Annotated in this window: 17 protein-coding genes and 1 tRNA gene; 3 read left to right on the top strand and 15 right to left on the bottom strand. The window is 66.2% G+C overall.

The annotated features are described in order from the left end of the window. Positions 1-13: 13 nt before the first annotated feature. Together VGR99_RS02460 and VGR99_RS02455 are read left to right on the top strand one after the other, a co-directional pair. The gene (locus VGR99_RS02460) at positions 14-1,513 is read left to right on the top strand and encodes a TolC family protein (protein WP_326896712.1); all 1,500 of its coding nucleotides are present in this window, start codon (positions 14-16) and stop codon (positions 1,511-1,513) included. 2 nt (positions 1,514-1,515) lie between these two features. Next, positions 1,516-2,883, top strand: a complete 1,368-nt coding sequence (locus tag VGR99_RS02455; RefSeq protein WP_326896711.1) for an efflux RND transporter periplasmic adaptor subunit — start codon at positions 1,516-1,518, stop codon at positions 2,881-2,883. Between the two features lie 152 nt (positions 2,884-3,035). On the opposite strand, the gene VGR99_RS02450 is transcribed toward VGR99_RS02455, so the two are convergent. The 11 genes from VGR99_RS02450 to VGR99_RS02400 form a co-directional block, all read right to left on the bottom strand. Beyond that, positions 3,036-3,215, bottom strand: a complete 180-nt coding sequence (locus tag VGR99_RS02450; protein ID WP_326896710.1) for a hypothetical protein — start codon at positions 3,213-3,215, stop codon at positions 3,036-3,038. Positions 3,216-3,425: 210 nt separating this feature from the next. Beyond that, positions 3,426-3,926 carry a hypothetical protein gene (locus VGR99_RS02445; RefSeq protein WP_326896709.1) on the bottom strand — a complete coding sequence of 167 codons (501 nt, stop codon included), beginning with the start codon at positions 3,924-3,926 and terminating at the stop codon, positions 3,426-3,428. Positions 3,927-4,215: 289 nt separating this feature from the next. After that, a tRNA-Phe gene (locus tag VGR99_RS02440) sits at positions 4,216-4,291 on the bottom strand. A 186-nt stretch (positions 4,292-4,477) separates the two neighbouring features. Next, on the bottom strand, positions 4,478-4,660 hold the full coding sequence (gene yacG, locus VGR99_RS02435; RefSeq protein ID WP_326896708.1) for a DNA gyrase inhibitor YacG: 183 nt from the start codon (positions 4,658-4,660) through the stop codon (positions 4,478-4,480). Between the two features lie 148 nt (positions 4,661-4,808). Continuing rightward, positions 4,809-5,438, bottom strand: coding sequence for a Maf-like protein (locus tag VGR99_RS02430; RefSeq protein WP_128963902.1), 630 nt, complete (start codon positions 5,436-5,438; stop codon positions 4,809-4,811). A gap of 267 nt (positions 5,439-5,705) precedes the next feature. Continuing rightward, positions 5,706-6,173 carry a low molecular weight phosphatase family protein gene (locus VGR99_RS02425; protein WP_326896707.1) on the bottom strand — a complete coding sequence of 156 codons (468 nt, stop codon included), beginning with the start codon at positions 6,171-6,173 and terminating at the stop codon, positions 5,706-5,708. Positions 6,174-6,244: 71 nt separating this feature from the next. Next, positions 6,245-6,742 carry a UPF0262 family protein gene (locus VGR99_RS02420; RefSeq protein WP_326896706.1) on the bottom strand — a complete coding sequence of 166 codons (498 nt, stop codon included), beginning with the start codon at positions 6,740-6,742 and terminating at the stop codon, positions 6,245-6,247. Continuing rightward, a complete protein-coding gene (hisD, locus tag VGR99_RS02415) occupies positions 6,739-8,034 on the bottom strand; it encodes a histidinol dehydrogenase (RefSeq protein ID WP_326896705.1) in 1,296 nt (431 codons plus the stop codon). The genes VGR99_RS02420 and hisD overlap by 4 nt, the downstream gene beginning before the upstream one ends. 144 nt (positions 8,035-8,178) lie before the next feature. Next, complete coding sequence (locus VGR99_RS02410) at positions 8,179-8,628, bottom strand: DUF2948 family protein (RefSeq protein ID WP_326896704.1); 450 nt, start codon at positions 8,626-8,628, stop codon at positions 8,179-8,181. A gap of 81 nt (positions 8,629-8,709) precedes the next feature. Next, the gene (locus tag VGR99_RS02405; RefSeq protein ID WP_326896703.1) at positions 8,710-9,369 is read right to left on the bottom strand and encodes an NAD-dependent epimerase/dehydratase family protein; all 660 of its coding nucleotides are present in this window, start codon (positions 9,367-9,369) and stop codon (positions 8,710-8,712) included. Between the two features lie 26 nt (positions 9,370-9,395). Further along, entirely contained in the window at positions 9,396-10,334 is a 939-nt protein-coding gene (locus tag VGR99_RS02400; RefSeq protein WP_326896702.1) for an SDR family oxidoreductase, read from the bottom strand. A gap of 82 nt (positions 10,335-10,416) precedes the next feature. Here VGR99_RS02400 and VGR99_RS02395 point away from each other — a divergent pair, with 82 nt between their 5' ends. Beyond that, positions 10,417-11,067 carry a TetR/AcrR family transcriptional regulator gene (locus tag VGR99_RS02395; protein WP_326896701.1) on the top strand — a complete coding sequence of 217 codons (651 nt, stop codon included), beginning with the start codon at positions 10,417-10,419 and terminating at the stop codon, positions 11,065-11,067. A 42-nt stretch (positions 11,068-11,109) separates the two neighbouring features. Here the strand turns inward: VGR99_RS02395 and VGR99_RS02390 are convergent, their stop codons facing one another. The 4 genes from VGR99_RS02390 to VGR99_RS02375 form a co-directional block, all read right to left on the bottom strand. After that, the gene (locus VGR99_RS02390; protein WP_326896700.1) at positions 11,110-11,934 is read right to left on the bottom strand and encodes an alpha/beta hydrolase; all 825 of its coding nucleotides are present in this window, start codon (positions 11,932-11,934) and stop codon (positions 11,110-11,112) included. A 133-nt stretch (positions 11,935-12,067) separates the two neighbouring features. After that, positions 12,068-12,577 carry a hypothetical protein gene (locus tag VGR99_RS02385; RefSeq protein WP_326896699.1) on the bottom strand — a complete coding sequence of 170 codons (510 nt, stop codon included), beginning with the start codon at positions 12,575-12,577 and terminating at the stop codon, positions 12,068-12,070. 292 nt (positions 12,578-12,869) lie between these two features. Then, positions 12,870-13,178, bottom strand: coding sequence for an EthD family reductase (locus VGR99_RS02380; RefSeq protein ID WP_326896698.1), 309 nt, complete (start codon positions 13,176-13,178; stop codon positions 12,870-12,872). A 182-nt stretch (positions 13,179-13,360) separates the two neighbouring features. Then, positions 13,361-15,067 (bottom strand): FAD-dependent oxidoreductase, encoded by a 1,707-nt coding sequence (locus VGR99_RS02375; RefSeq protein ID WP_326896843.1) that lies wholly within the window; start codon positions 15,065-15,067, stop codon positions 13,361-13,363. Between the last annotated feature and the right edge of the window lie 21 nt (positions 15,068-15,088).

Below are 15,088 nucleotides of genomic sequence, written 5' to 3'. Positions count from 1 at the left end.
GCGGAAGCACCGGTTGAGAGTTGCACTCGCTATGATGCTCGGCGCGCTTCCGCTTGTCGGCGCAGCCGCGCAGGAGACCGGCTCGAAGCCGGCCGCGAAAGCCAGGCGTACCAATCCTCCGTCGGCCCCGCTGCCGCCGACGGCCGAGACGGTCGCTGCAAGGCCGGGTGGCATCGCCCTCACCGTTGCCGATGCGATCGCAATTGCGCTGCGCGACAACAGGACGATCCGCAGCGCCTATATCGACAGGATCGCGCAGAAATTCGATCTGCGGGTGGCGGAGGATCGCTTCACGCCGCACGTCACGATCAACGGCGGTGCGACCCGTCAGCAGATCGCCGGAATCAACACCACGAGTGCCGAGATCACGCCGGCCGCCACCGCCCTGCTGCCGACAGGGGCGACGTTCGGCCTCGCCTGGGCGAATCAGATGACCGATACCGCCGGCATCGTCACACGCAGCTCCATCGCGGAGCTGACATTGTCGCAGCCTTTGCTGCGCGGTGGCGGCATCGAGGTCAACATGGCGCCGGTGCGGGCCGCCCGCCTGACCGAAAGGATCAACCGGCTGCGGCTGAAGACGACGGTCTCGGAGACCGTCGGCCAGGTCATCTTCGCCTATCGTTCCCTTCTCCAGGCCCAGGAGGAGCTGAAGTTGGCGCAGGCATCGGTGATGCGCGCGCAGGAACTCGTCGACATCAACCGCGCGCTCATCACCGCGGGGCGAATGGCCGAGGTCGACATCGTACAGACCGAGGCCGACCTCGAGAACCAGCGCATTCGTGTGCTCGAGGGGACAAAGACGCTGGATGCGGCACGGCTGCAATTGCTGAACCTGCTGTCGATTGATCTCGGCGCCGCGATCGTGGCCAGGGAGAGCACCGATCCGGCGAGGATCGCGACCAATCTGTCGCGGCTGATGCAGATCGCGCTGGCGCAGCGCCCGGACTATCTCGGGCAGGTTCTCGTCGTCGAGCAAAACAAATTGGGCCTCGTCGTCGCCCAGAACGAGCGGCTGTGGGACCTGTCGGTGTTCGCAAGCGGCAGGTTCGGACGCGAGACGACGACGGGGGGCGGCACTTTCGCGGCCGAACGGATCTCCGATATGACGGTCGGCGCGGCGTTCAGCGTTCCGCTCAACGATCTGCGGCGCGAGCAACCTTTCGTGCAGGCGACTTCCACATTGCAGACGTCGGAATTGCAGCTTGCGATCATCCGTCAGGGCGTCGAGCTCCAGGTGCGCGGTTCGGTGACGGATGTGGACATCCGCTGGCGGCAGCTCGAAGTGGCGCGCCGGGCTCGTCAGCTCGCCGCCAGGGCTGTGGAGATCGAGAAGGAGAAATTGAAGGCCGGCCGCTCGGCCAATTTCCAGGTGCGCGGGCTGGAGAACGATCTGCGGTCGGCGGAGAGCCAGCAGCTCGGCGCCATGATCGGCTACCTCAATGCGCTCACGCTGCTGGATATCCAATTGGGGACGACACTGGAGACATGGCGCATCGCGTTAAGAGACTGACCGTGGACGCCGCGACGCCCGACGCCGAGGAGACGAAGCGCCCGGCGCGCGCGCGCATGAGCGGATTTGCCCCGCGACGGATGCGACGCGTCGTGATCGCGGTCGCCCTGCCCGCGATTGCCGCGCTGAGTCTGGCGGCGTGGCTCTGGCCGGACAGCGCCGCACCACCGCGAACGCCAGCCGGCCCGGCGACGGACCGCACCTTCACGGTCGCGCCAGGCGCCGTCGTTTCGCGGCTGACCATGACCGGCATCTTGAAAGCTGGAAAAATCGTCCCGATCGCGGCGCCGTTCGACGGTCTCATCCTCGAGCGCAGGGCGGTGCTCGGCGATCGTGTTGCCCTCGGCGACACCATTCTGGTCATGGACCCCGGAGAAACGCAAAGCCGCTTTCGCGACGCGCAAGCAGCCCTGCTCAAGGCCGGCATGGCACTCGACGTCCTGCTCCGGTGGGACACCAGCCCGGATGTGACGCGCGCCAGGCGCGCGGTCGAAGCGGCAGACGCCGCGCTTGCAGTGCTCGAACGCCAGGTGACCGAGACCAGGGCCCTGTTCGACCGGGGAATCGTCTCGCGCAACGAATTCGAGGGGCTGGTGCAGCAGCGGGATGCACAACGGATTGCCGCCGCCGGCAGCCGCCTCGACCTGCAAACGACACTCGCGCGCGGCAACGCCGACAATCGCCAGCTTGCGGATCTCGACCTGAAGAACGCGCAGGCCAGGGTGACGGATCTGAAGCAGCAGCTCGACGGCAGCGCGGTGCTCGCACCTGCGTCCGGAATCCTGGTCCGCCCGCCCGCCACCACACCGAGCGCTCAGGGCTTGCCCTCGACCGAGCCCGGGAGCCGGGTCAGTCGCGGGCAGGCGCTGTTTTCCGTCGCCGATCTCTCGACGCTGCTCGTGGTCGGCAAGATCGACGAGGTTGATGTCAATCGCGTGCGTGTCGGCCAGGCCGCGACGATCAGCAGCGACGCCTTTACCGGCGAGATCGCAGGACGCATCGTCGGCGTGAGCGCCGAAGCGAATGCCGAACAGGGCAATTCCGTTCCGTCATTCGAGATCCGCGCAGCCCTCTCGATTGACCCAGCGCGGCGCGAGACGGTGCGCCTCGGCATGTCGGCCCGGATGACTATCGCGCTGAGCGCGAACGCGAAGGCTCTGGTCGTTCCCATCGAGGCCGTCGGCGGCAGCCCTGCGGAACCGAGGCTGAGAATCCGGGAGCCGGGCGCGGGCCGCGAGATCGACCGCCGCGTCGTCCTGGGATCGACGACCGAAACCGGCGTGGAGGTTCTGAGTGGCCTGGAGGCAGGAGAGGTCGTCGTCTTGTCCCCGCCTGATGCCACAGGCTTGCCCGGCACCGGCCCTCGGTGAGCCGCGAACGAAAGAAGCGGAGCCGACCCTGTCCGGGCATAATCCGGAAAAGTACAAAACTGCTTTCCAGTAAGATCAACCCAGGCAGAAAGCCCAAAGCGAGATGATGATTGATCTCATCGCGCCTTGGCTCGGCTCCGCTGCGGGGACGCTTAGTGGCGGTGGTCGCGAACCTCGGGTTGGCTGCGATGGTCCCGGACGATGGTCTGATTGCGATGGTCGCGCACGATGGGCGGATCGCGATGATCGCGGACGATGGTCGTCGCGTTCGAGGGCGCCGCCACGCCTGCCAAGGTGATCGCTGCGAGAGCGACGAGGATGTAATTGCGCATCAGTCTTTCCTTTGCCTGGTGGATCACTGCGAGCCACCTGACAGCAGGCTAGATCGACCTGCCGGAATGATATGTGTCGTCAATCACGCGATGACGATCGATGCGCTCACGATCGCACCTCGTCCAATCGGAGGAGAGGCCGGCTCCGACACTTCGCTCATCCGGGCGACTTGAGCGGCGCCGGCCTCGCCAATTACAACTGCAGCCAGTTCAACGCCAGCCCGCCGCGAGTGCCACGCTGCTGCAATAGGCCGAGGTCTCGCCGGATCGCCAGCCGGTGACGCGTCCGGCTTCCTTGCACTCGTCGTAGCTCTTGTAGTTGCCGACGTTGCGGCACGTGGCCGAGTAAACACCGCCCGAGGCGTTGCAGCCGACCCAGGGCTTGTCGGCCGTCCTGAAGCTCGATTGGCAACCGCCGGCACAGCTACCCGTTTCACGTTCGAGCTTGGCAAGTCTAGCGGCATCGGTCATCGGCGCAGCCGTCGCGATCGCCGGCGACGTCCGCGATATGGTCCTGCCGGCTGTCACATGATGTGACGGCCTGTGCGGCCGCATCACCTGCTTCGGCGCATCGACCGTGACGCCGGGAATCTGGGTGTCGACGGCGGGCGTCGGTTGCGACATCGCCGTGCCGCCGAGGGCGCAGAGGAGCAGCGCAATCGAAGAGACGACAACAGCGGGACGCGCAACGAAGCGTGACGACAACGTCATGGCCATGTCCTTCCAGATGCGGGACGGTCAATTCCATCCTCCCGGATCAGGATATCACGCACTGGCTGAAGTTGCATCGTCGGAGCATGCAACTGCGCACGCCCGGCTGATGCGCGAGCAGCTCACCTCGGGTGAGCTGGCCGCCCGTCGGACCTACCTGTCCAGCGTGATGGACGCGATCATCGTGTCGGAGGAGAAAATCCGGATCGTCGGTTCAAGCGACGACATCCGATCCACATTCGGCCCCAAGGGCCAGCCCGCGCCGCAGGTTCGCAGATCTGCTCGGGAATGGTGCCCAGGGGCGGAATCGAACCACCGACACTGCGATTTTCAGTCGCATGCTCTACCAACTGAGCTACCTGGGCGTGCTCCAAGAGAGGGGCCAAAGCCCATCGAGCGGGCGGTTTATAGTGGGCTCGGAGCGGCCTGTCCACCCACGCTTCGCCTTTGGCTTCGCGGGGCATCCCCTCGCTGTGCACAAGCCGGGGCGGGCTGGCCGCGGCTGTCGCGCGGCGCAGCGGGCGCCAAATCAAGCAATTGATATTGCTCGACTATTCAACGTCATCCACCTCGTCGTCGCGACCGGGGATGACGTAGGAGCCTTTCAGCCAGCGGTTCAGGTCGACGTCACGGCAGCGCGAGGAGCAGAACGGACGGGTGGCCTGCGCCTGCGGCTTGCCGCAGATCGGGCAGGTTTTGAGGGGCCCGACGGGCTTTTTGACCTGGTCGTCCATGATGTCGGCGGCTTGCACGGGGTGAGAGGGTTCAAGAGCCTGTCGGCAATGCGGTTCCTCCGGCAGGCGCGCATGCGGTCCCCGCCGGGTCGGAGAGCCCCATTCTACTGTGCATGGGGTTGTTTTCGAGATTTTTGCTGAGGCTGGCCTAGACGGCCGTGGCGTTGAGCCAGCCGAAGCGGATCGGGAAGCCCTCGCCGCCGAGCAGCGTCGTGGTCTCGTAGAGCGGCAGGCCGACCACGTTGGTGTAGGAGCCCACCATCTTCACCACGAACGACCCGGCGATGCCCTGCACGGCGTAGCCGCCGGCTTTGCCGCGCCATTCGCCGGAGCCGATATAGGCCTGGATGTCGTCCTCCGAGAGGCGCTTGAAGCGGACGCGGGTCTCAACCAGGCGCTGGCGGAAGGCCTCGCGCGGCGTGACCAGGCAGATCGCGGTGTAGACGCGGTGGTTGCGGCCCGACAGCAGCCGCAGGCACTGCGCGGCTTCGTCCACCAGGTTCGCCTTGGGCAGGATGCGGCGTCCGACCGCCACCACCGTGTCGGCGGAGAGAATGAAGGCGCCGCGCAGCTCATCGTCGAGCTGCACCGATTTGAGCGCCGCATCGGCCTTGGCTCTTGCGAGGCGGTTGGCGCAGGCGCGCGGCAGCTCGCCTCGTCTCGGCGTCTCATCGACGTCGGCCGGCCGGAGCGCGTCCGGCTCGATGCCGGCCTGGTTGAGCAGCGACAGGCGTCGCGGCGAACCGGAGGCAAGTACGAATTTGGGGCGGCCGAGCATCAGTGATTTGGGGGATGAGGCAGGGGGTGAATTGCGCGCGGAACCTATCGGAAGGGGGCTGATTTCACAACCCGGGAACCCGGACTTTGCTGATTCGAGGTTTCCGACATGCGTGTGCCCTCAGTCTGTGACGCGGGTGTTACGGGACGCGGCGCGGCATGAAATGCTGCGACGCTGAGCCGGGACCCGGCAGCCTGCGCTTATGGTGAGATGGGCCCCGGCTCTGCAGCGCATCGTTGCACGCTGCGCTGCGTCCGGGGCACGAGATCAGCCTGACGCCGCGCCGACCTTGGCAAAACGCCTGCGGATCCGCATCAGGAGCTGGTCGCAGACGTCGCGGTAGGCGGCGAGCTTCTGGTCGCGACTGCCCTCGATGGTGGTGGGATCCTGCGTCGGCCAGTATTCGACGTCGGCGGCGAGCGTGCGGGTCAGCTCCAGCGCCTTGTGGTGCGCTTCCGGCGAGAGCGTGATGATGAGGTCGAAATTCAGCCCCTCCCAGTCCTCCAGCTCCTCGAAGGTCTGCGGCTTGTGGGTGGAGATGTCCTGGCCGAGCTCGGCCATCACCGACACCGCGAACGGATCGAGCTCGCCCTTCCTGGCGCCGGCGGACTTCACGTAGAGGCCTTGCGGAAACATGTGCTGCAGCAGGCTCTCGGCCATCGGCGAGCGCACGCTGTTCATCGCGCAGGCGAACAGCACCGATTGCGGATCGCGTGCGCGTGGCGGACCCGCCATCGCACTTAGACCCTTTTAGTAGAGGGCATGGCCTTGTCGGAAAACCGCTGCACACTTTTCCGGGCCATGCCCTAGCCCTTCCAGTGCAGGACAGTGATGAGCGTGAACAGCCGGCGCGAGGTCTCGAAGTCGACCCGCACCTTGCCCTTCAGCCGCTCCTGCAGCGTGCGCGAACCCTCGTCATGGATACCGCGGCGGCCCATGTCGATGGCCTCGATCTTGTCGGGGGTCGCGGTGCGGATCGCCTGGTAATAGCTGTCGCAGATCATGAAATAGTCCTTCACGATCCGCCGGAACGGCGTCAGCGAGAGCAGATGCGCAACCACGGGGGTGCCGTCCTCGCGGCGAATGTCGAACATCAGCCGGTTGCCGGTGATGCCGATATGCAGCGTGAACGGCCCCTTGCCGTCCGCGCCATCGGGCGCGAACAGGTTCTGCTCGATCAGGTCGTAGATCGCGATCGCGCGCTCATGCTCGATGTCGGGCCCGGAACGGCCGATCGAGTCCTCGTCGAGCGTGACGCCGACGATGCGGTTCTGCGAGTCGTCCTGTTCGGGCGGCTGGGTCATGACAGATTGAGGCGCAATCCAATCGAGCGCGAATGGGCATCCAGCCCCTCCGCTTGTCCGAGCGTCATCGCGGCCGGCCCCAGCGCACGCAGCTGGTCCGGGCCGCATTTCAGGATCGAGGTGCGCTTCATGAAGTCGGCGACCCCGAGGCCCGAGGAGAATCGCGCCGAGCGCGCCGTCGGCAGCACGTGGTTGGAGCCGCCGACATAGTCGCCGATGGCTTCGGGCGTATGCGCGCCGAGGAACACTGCGCCGGCGTTGCGGATCTTTGCGGCGAGCGCATCGGGATCGACAGTCATGATCTCGAGATGCTCGGCGGCGATCGCATCCGCGAGCGGGATGGCGTCGGTGAGGTTCTTCACCATGATGATGGCGCCGAAATCGGCCCAGGAGCGGCCTGCGATGTCCGCGCGCGGCAGCGTCTTCAACTGCGCTTCGACGGCCTTCTCGACATCGGCGGCAAGCCGCGCCGAGTCCGTGATCAGGATCGACTGCGCGCTGGCATCGTGCTCGGCCTGCGCCAAGAGGTCCGCTGCGATCCAGTCGGCATTGCCGGTGTCATCGGCGATGACCAGCACCTCGGAGGGGCCGGCGATCATGTCGATGCCGACCTTGCCGAACACCAGCCGCTTCGCGGCGGCGACATAGGCATTGCCGGGGCCGACGATCTTGGCGACCGGCGCGATCGTCGCGGTGCCGTGCGCGAGCGCGGCCACGGCCTGCGCGCCGCCGACGCGGTAGATCTCGGTGACGCCGCCAAGCTGCGCGGCCGCCAGCACCAGCGGGTTGAGCTTGCCGTCCGGCGACGGCACCACCATCACCAGGCGCGAGACGCCGGCGACCTTCGCCGGCACCGCATTCATCAGCACCGAGGACGGATAGGCCGCAGTACCGCCGGGCACGTAGAGGCCGGCGGATTCGATCGCGGTGTAGCGCCAGCCGAGCTCGACGCCGAGCGGATCGGTGAAGCGCTCGTCCTTCGGCAACTGGCGGCGGTGATAGGTCTCGATGCGGTCGCGCGCGAGCTTCAACGCGTCCAGCGTCGCGGCATCGCAGGCCTTCACCGCGGCGTCGATCTCGGCGGCGGTGATGCGCAGGCCGGATGCGTCCAGCTTCAGCCGGTCGAACTTCGCGGTGGCTTCGAGCAGGGCGGCATCGCCGCGCTTGGCGACGTCGTCCACGATGGCGCGCGCCGCGGCCTCGACGTCGGCCGAGACCTCGCGCTTGGCGGCGAGGAAGGCCGCGAATCGCTGGTCAAAATCGGCGCTGCTGCGGTCGAGACGAACGGGCATTTTGGCTTGGCTTCCGGCTGGTCTTTGGGGCGGATTGGCTCACCCGACCCCCTGCTCAATGGCGCGGCGGGGAAGCTGCGTCAACCCTCGCGGGGTGCCGCTTGGGCGACGGATTGAGCCGGGCCGGCTGGTATACAGGCGACCTCACCCCTCCCCCTCGATCTCCAGTCCCGTTCCCAGTTCGTCCGTCCCAAGATCGGTCAGCTCGCATTCGAGGCACTCGACGTCGAGGCGGATGGCGCCGCCCTGGGCGAACAGCAGCAGGGCGCTGCCGCCGGGCTCCTCGGCGCGGCCGTCCTGGGGATGAAACTCGATGCCGACGAGGTCCAGAACCTTGTCCGGCGCGGTGAGATCGATGTTGCGCGATTTACAGGCCAGCACGCGGTCGAAGCGGAGCGCGGCGACCAGCCGGCGCGGCTCGGCCTCGCCGTCCAGCGTCTGCTCCCAGTCCAGCCGGCTCATGCCGACCACCAGGCGTTTCTCGCTCTGCCGCCAGATGATGTCGGCGGCCTGCACCCGGGCGTCCTGGACATGGGTCGAGATCACGGCGAGATCGTCGGCATCGAGCGCGATCAGTTTGAGCTGGGGAGACATCACCAATATTTCTCCTCGAGGGCCGATACGGCCCAACGCGCGCGGCCGCCGAAATTTCCTTAGAACTAACGGCCCCGGGGATCAGAGGCTATTGATATCCTCCATCTCCAGGATTTTGCTGGGATAGCCGACCCGCGCGACATGGATCATGGCCCGGCCCATCTGCTCGGTCGAGGTGACGAGCCGCGGCGAAATCCGGCGCAACACCGACCAGAGCGGCCAGGTTGCGGTGTAGACCGCCTGCACCCAGGCGGTCTTCGAGCGGATGCCGTGCAAGGGCTGGATCGCGCCCGGCCGGAACATGTAGGCGCCCTTGAACGGCAGCTTGAGCAGATCGTTCTCGGTCTTGCCCTTGACCCGGGCCCACATCCGCGTGCCCTGCTCGGTGGAATCGGTGCCGGCCCCGGTGACATAGGTGAAGGTCATCTGCGGATTGAGCCGCGCGAGCGTCGTCGCGGCAGCGAGCGTGATGTCGTAGGTGAGATGGCGGTAGCGCTCCTCGTTCATGCCGATCGAGGACACGCCGAGGCAGAAAAAACAGGCGTCGAAGCCGGTCAGCTCAGACTCGATCGCGGAATAGTCGGTGAAATCGCCGTGGATGATCTCGGTCAGCTTCGGATTCCGCACGCCGGTCGGGCTGCGGCCGATCACGAGCACGCGCTCGATGGCGGGATCGATCAGGCACTCGCGCAAAACACCCTGCCCGACCATGCCGGTCGCGCCGAAGATGATGACCCGCATCGGGAGGTCCCCAACGATATCGCGGCTCATGCAGCGACCGCGATCTCGTCGAACGATACACCCGTCAACGTTGCAGAGACATCCCACAGCATGGCCGCCGCGGCAAAATCCTTCGCCCGCGGCATGATCTTCGCCGCTGCCGGCGGTCCCTTCATTTCATAAAACCCGTTCGGGCCGTAATAACCGCCGGGCTCGGCAGCCGGCGAGGTCGCGGCGAACAGCGTGGGCAACGCGCCCTCGGCCGCGGACTGGCTCATGAAGGGCTGGAGCAACCGGCCGACCCGCCACTGCAGGGTGTTGGTGCCCGGCCCGTTCGAGATGAGATCGGTCCGCGCAAAGCCCGGATGCGCGGCCATACTGTGCACGCCCCAGCCGGCGGCGAGACTGCGGCGCTGCAACTCCAGCGAAAACATCAGCATCGCCAGCTTGGACTGGCAATAGGCGCGCCACGGACGATAGGACCGCTTGCCTTGCAGGTCGTCGAAATGGATCGCGCCGGAGCGGTGCGCAAGGCTGGAGAGATTGACGATGCGAGACGCTTTCGCGCGGCGAAGCTGCGGCAACAGGCGCGCCGTCAGCGCGTAGTGGCCGAGATAATTGGTGCCGAGCTGCATCTCGAAACCATCTTCGGTCTGCTGCCGCGTCGGCAACGCCATCACGCCGGCATTGTTGACCAGGAGATCGAGCTGTTCGTTGCTGGCGGCGAAGCGCCTTGCGAAATCGGCGACGGAGGCAAGGCTGGCGAGGTCGAGATGCTCATAGGCGATCAACGCGTTGGGAAAGCGTTCGCAAATGCCCTCGATCGCCCGCAGGCCCTTTGCGTCATTGCGCCCGGTGAGTATGACAATGGCACCGGCGCCCGCCAGCGCCATCGCCGTCTCGTAGCCGAGGCCGCCCGTGGCGCCGGTGACGACAGCCGTCTTGCCACTGAGGGAGGGGATGTCTGCCGTGGTCCCGTCGGTCATGCATATCTCCGTTCGGGGCTGGAAAACGCCCGCGACGGGTCTAAATGTGCACTGAGTGCAAGTTTGCAAGAGGTGAAATAATTTGAAGGTGTCGAAGTCCGCCGGAAAACCGGTCAGGAAAGGTGCCAAGTCCTTGTCGCCGGGAGGAAAATCCCCGGCGCCGGGCTTGCGCGAGCGCAAGCAGCAGCAGACGCGCGAGCGGCTGAAGCGCGCGGCGATGGCGCTGTTCCTGGACCGCGGCTTCGAGGCCACGACCATCGACGACATCGCGGCCGCGGCGGACATGTCGCGGCGCAGCTTCTTCCATTATTTCGCCTCGAAGGAAGACGTGGTCGCCGCCTGGCAGGAGGATGCCGCGGCCGCGCTGGTCGCCGAGATCCTCGCACGTCCCGCGGACGAATCCATGCTGACGGCAGCCGAGAACGCGATCGCCGCGGCGCTCAAGCGAATCGATCCCACGGAGGCCGCCGCGATGTCGCGGCTCAAGCGCGACAATCCCGCGCTCCATGCCCGCGATCAGCTCAAATACGAAAAGCTCGAGCAGGCCCTCGCCGAAGGGCTCGCCCAGCGCTCCGGCCGCAAGTCCGACCGGCTGAAGGCGCGGCTGGTCGCGATGATCTCGACCGGCGCCATGCGCGTCGGCGGCGAGAGCTGGATCGGCGAAGGTGCGCGCGAAAAGCCCGAGGCCTTCGTGAAGCGCACCTTCGATGCGATCAGGGCGATCTTGAAGTGAGGTAGCTTACGCTCCCCCTGAAGGGGAGCGTAAGCGTCCAACTCACTCCTTGAAGAACGCCAGCAGGTCGGCGTTGATGGTCTCGGCGTGGGTGGTCGGCATGCCGTGCGGATAACCCTTGTAGGTCTTCAGCGTGCCGTTCTTGAGCAGCTTGGCCGAGAGCGGGGCGGAATCGGCGTAAGGCACGATCTGGTCGTCGTCGCCATGCATCACCAGCACGGGGACGGTGATCTTCTTCAAGTCCTCGGTGAAGTCGGTCTGCGAGAACGCGACGATGCCGTCGTAATGCGCTTTCGCGCCGCCCATCATGCCCTGGCGCCACCAGTTCTGGATCACCGCTTCCGACGGCTTTGCGCCGGGACGGTTGTAGCCGTAGAAAGGTCCGGCGGGGAGATCGCGATAGAATTGCGTGCGGCTGGCGGCGAGCTGCTTCTGGAGATCGTCGAACACGCTCTTCGGCAGACCGCCGGGATTGGCTGCGGTCTGCACCATCAGCGGCGGCACTGCGGAGAGGATCGCGGCCTTCGCTACCCGGCTCTCGCCGTGGCGCGCGATGTAGTGCACGACCTCGCCGCCGCCGGTGGAATGGCCGACATGGATGGCATTCTTGAGGTCGAGATGCGCGGTGACCGCCGCGAGATCGTCGGCATAATGATCCATGTCGTGACCGTCGGCGACCTGCGCCGAGCGGCCGTGGCCGCGGCGGTCATGGGCGACGACGCGATAGCCGCGGGTGACGAAGAACATCATCTGCGCGTCCCAGTCGTCGGACGACAGCGGCCAGCCATGGCTGAACACGATCGGCTGGCCCGAGCCCCAATCCTTGTAGAAGATCTCGACGCCGTCTTTGGTGGTGATGGTGGGCATGGATTGCATCCTTTCGGTTGAAATCATTGCGTGATGGCGCGCGCATGGGCGCAGGCCGACGATCCGCAAGATGGGTGTGCGATCCGCCGAGTGCGATGGCTCCCATCACCCCGGCGTGACGACGATCGTGTGATCAGGCAAACGCCATCGGCTTGTAGCGGCGCCAGGCGCCGATGGTCAGGACCACGAAGAACACCAGCACGATGCCCTGCACCACGGCGAAGACAGGGCCGGAGGGCGGTGCCGGCGGCACGGCGGGCGCGAGCGCGGCGAGCGCCGGCACCTTCAGGAACGACTGGATCACCAGCACGAAGACGTTGAAGTAGAGCGAGATCATCGCGGTCACGATGTAGACCGGACGCCAGGCTCCGCTAAGCTTCATGCCGTAGAGCGCGAAGCAGGCGATCGCGAGCAGCACCAGCGAGATGATGCCGATGATGTGCGAGGGCAGCAGTTCCTTGAACGGGAACAGGAAGCCGGTGACGCTGGTGAGGATCGTGAACAGCAGGAAGATCGCGGTGAGGCCCGGCATCGACTTCGAGCCGAGCAGGCCGAACATCACGACGAGACCGGCGGCGATCGCGATCAGGCTGATGATGACATGGACCAACGTAAAGGCGGGCAGGCTCAACCCAAGAACCATGACATCTCTCCTCTCTGCTCTGAGATCAGCAGATTGATATTACGGTCCTCATCAGATTGCCACCTGCGCTGTCGTCACACTTGCGCGTGCAGCCATGCGTGATCGTGCGAATCGACAAACGCATGGCTGAATTTTTTGCAGAGCTGTCACAAACGACAGCAGTTTGTGGTGCGTAGCCCGGATGGAGCGCAGCGAAATCCGGGTTCTTCGCGTGTGGACGCATTGTCCCGGATTACGCTTCGCTCCATCCGGGCTACGGGCTTCCAGGTTTCGACGAAAGTCGAATCGAGACTCACACTTCCTTGGTGTCGAAGATCAGCAAGTCGGCGCCGCCGCTGGCGAACTTCGGCACGTCGCCCGCGGCTGCCTTGCCGGCTTCGCTGCCGAAGGCCTTCTGGATGTCGCCGACGCTGTCGAAGCTGAGGATGGCGACGAGGTGAATTCCGGACGGTCCGGCAGGGGAGCCGACCGCGCCGGTGCTGACGGCGTATTTCTTCAGGCCGGGAAGCTTCTTGGCGAGCGGAATGTGGGTCTCGGCATAATGCTTGTCGAAGGCGGCAGCGTCCTTGGGCGTCTTGTAGAGCACGACGAGTTCGGCCATTGAGTCCTCCCGTTGAATCTTGTTTTTCCACGCGCGAGTGTTCTCGCGACGCGACGATAGTCCCGCATCACACGGCAAGATGGCAAGCCTCATTCGACTTGCCATCTGCTTGTCTTGTCCTTGACTTATTTTTTGAGCACGATCTTGCCGGAAAACCGCTTCACACTTTTCCGGATCGTGCCCTAAAGCGCCGGTTTTGCGGCGTCGCCGAGATAGCCGTGCAGGGAGGCCACGACCTGTGCGCCTTCGCCGATGGCGCCGCCGACGCGCTTGACCGAGCCGGAGCGGACGTCGCCGACGGCGTAGACGCCGGGCACCGAGGTCTCGAGCGGCGCCACCAGCTTGCCCTGGTTCAGCTCGGACTGCGCGCCCGTCACGACGAAGCCGCCGCGATCGAGCGTGACGCCGCAGCCGTCGAGCCAGCTGGTGGCGGGATCGGCGCCGACGAACAGAAAGAGATTGCGGATGTCGGCGGAATCGCCGTCATCGGACAGCCGGCTCTTCCAGTGGATCCGCCGCAGCAGCGAAGCCTCGTCGCCTTCGAGCGCGGTGATCTCGGTGTTGAACATCAGCTCGATGTTCGGCGTCGCCTCGATGCGCTCGATGAGATAGCGCGACATGCTGGCCCCCAGGCCGCCGCCGCGGATGATCATCAGCACGCGCTTGGCATGGCCCGACAGGAACACGGCGGCTTGCCCTGCCGAATTGCCGGCGCCGACCAGGGCGACCTCCTCGCCGGCGCAGAGCCGCGCCTCGACCGGCGAGGCCCAATACCAGACGCCGCGTCCCTCGAACTTGTCGAGGTTCGCGATATCGGGCCGGCGATAACGCGCGCCGCTCGCCACCACGACCGCGCGCGAGCGCAGGGCATCGCAGCCGTCGAGCGCCACCGCGAACGCGCCGTCCTTGCGGCTGCAGTCGAGCGACTTCACCGTGACCGGAATCATGATGTCGGCGCCGAATTTCTGCGCCTGGGTGAAGGCGCGCGCGGTCAGCGCCTGGCCGGAGATTCCGGTGGGGAAGCCGAGATAATTCTCGATGCGCGCGCTGGCGCCGGCCTGGCCGCCGAAGGCGCGGGTGTCGAGCACGGCGACCGACAACCCTTCGGACGCGGCATAGACCGCCGTCGCGAGCCCCGCCGGCCCGCAGCCGACCACCGCGACATCGTAGATCCGCCCGTCCTTCGGGCCGCCGATCATGCCGATCGCGCGCGCCACCTCGGTTTCACTGGGATTGCGCAGCACCTCGCCTGAGGCAGCAACGACCAGCGGCCAGTCCTCGGGCTTGGGCGAGTAGCGCGCGATCACCTCGGCAGCGTCGCGATCGTGCTCGGGATCGAGCAGATGATGCGGCTGGCCATTGCGGGTGAGAAAACCCTGCAGGCGGACGACGCCGACCGAATGCGAGGGACCGATCAGCACGAGGCCGCCGACGCCGCCCTGGAGCAGATTGACCCGGCGCAGGATCAGCGCGCGCATGATGCGCTCGCCGAGCTCGGCCTCGGCGACCAGCAGCGCGCGCAGCCGGTGCGGCGGCAGCAGCAGCGTCTCGACCTCGCCCTCGGCGCGGCCGTCGACCAGCGCCGGCTGGCCCGAGAGCTGGCTGAGCTCGGCCAAAAACTGTCCCGGCCCCTGGTCGATCAGTGGCGTGACATGACCGAGCCCGTCGCGCTGGGTGATGGCGACATGGCCCTTCAGCACGACGAACATGCCCGGCCCTGGCTTGCCGGTCTCGAACAGGAATTCGCCGTCGGCATAGGCGCGGGGTTCCGCGAAAGCCCGGATGCGCTCGATCTCGGCCGGCGTCAGCGTCGGAAAGGTCTGCTCAGGGCGGATGAACCGCGCCATCTGCGCATCAGCCTCGGTTCGTCGTTGCTCGTCCTGCCCCATCGCCACTTTCATGCACTCCAA

Origin of the sequence: Bradyrhizobium sp. (assembly GCF_035935975.1) — a bacterium.
Classification (GTDB): Bacteria; Pseudomonadota; Alphaproteobacteria; order Rhizobiales; family Xanthobacteraceae; genus Bradyrhizobium.
This window is presented reverse-complemented; position numbering and strand designations above follow the sequence as displayed.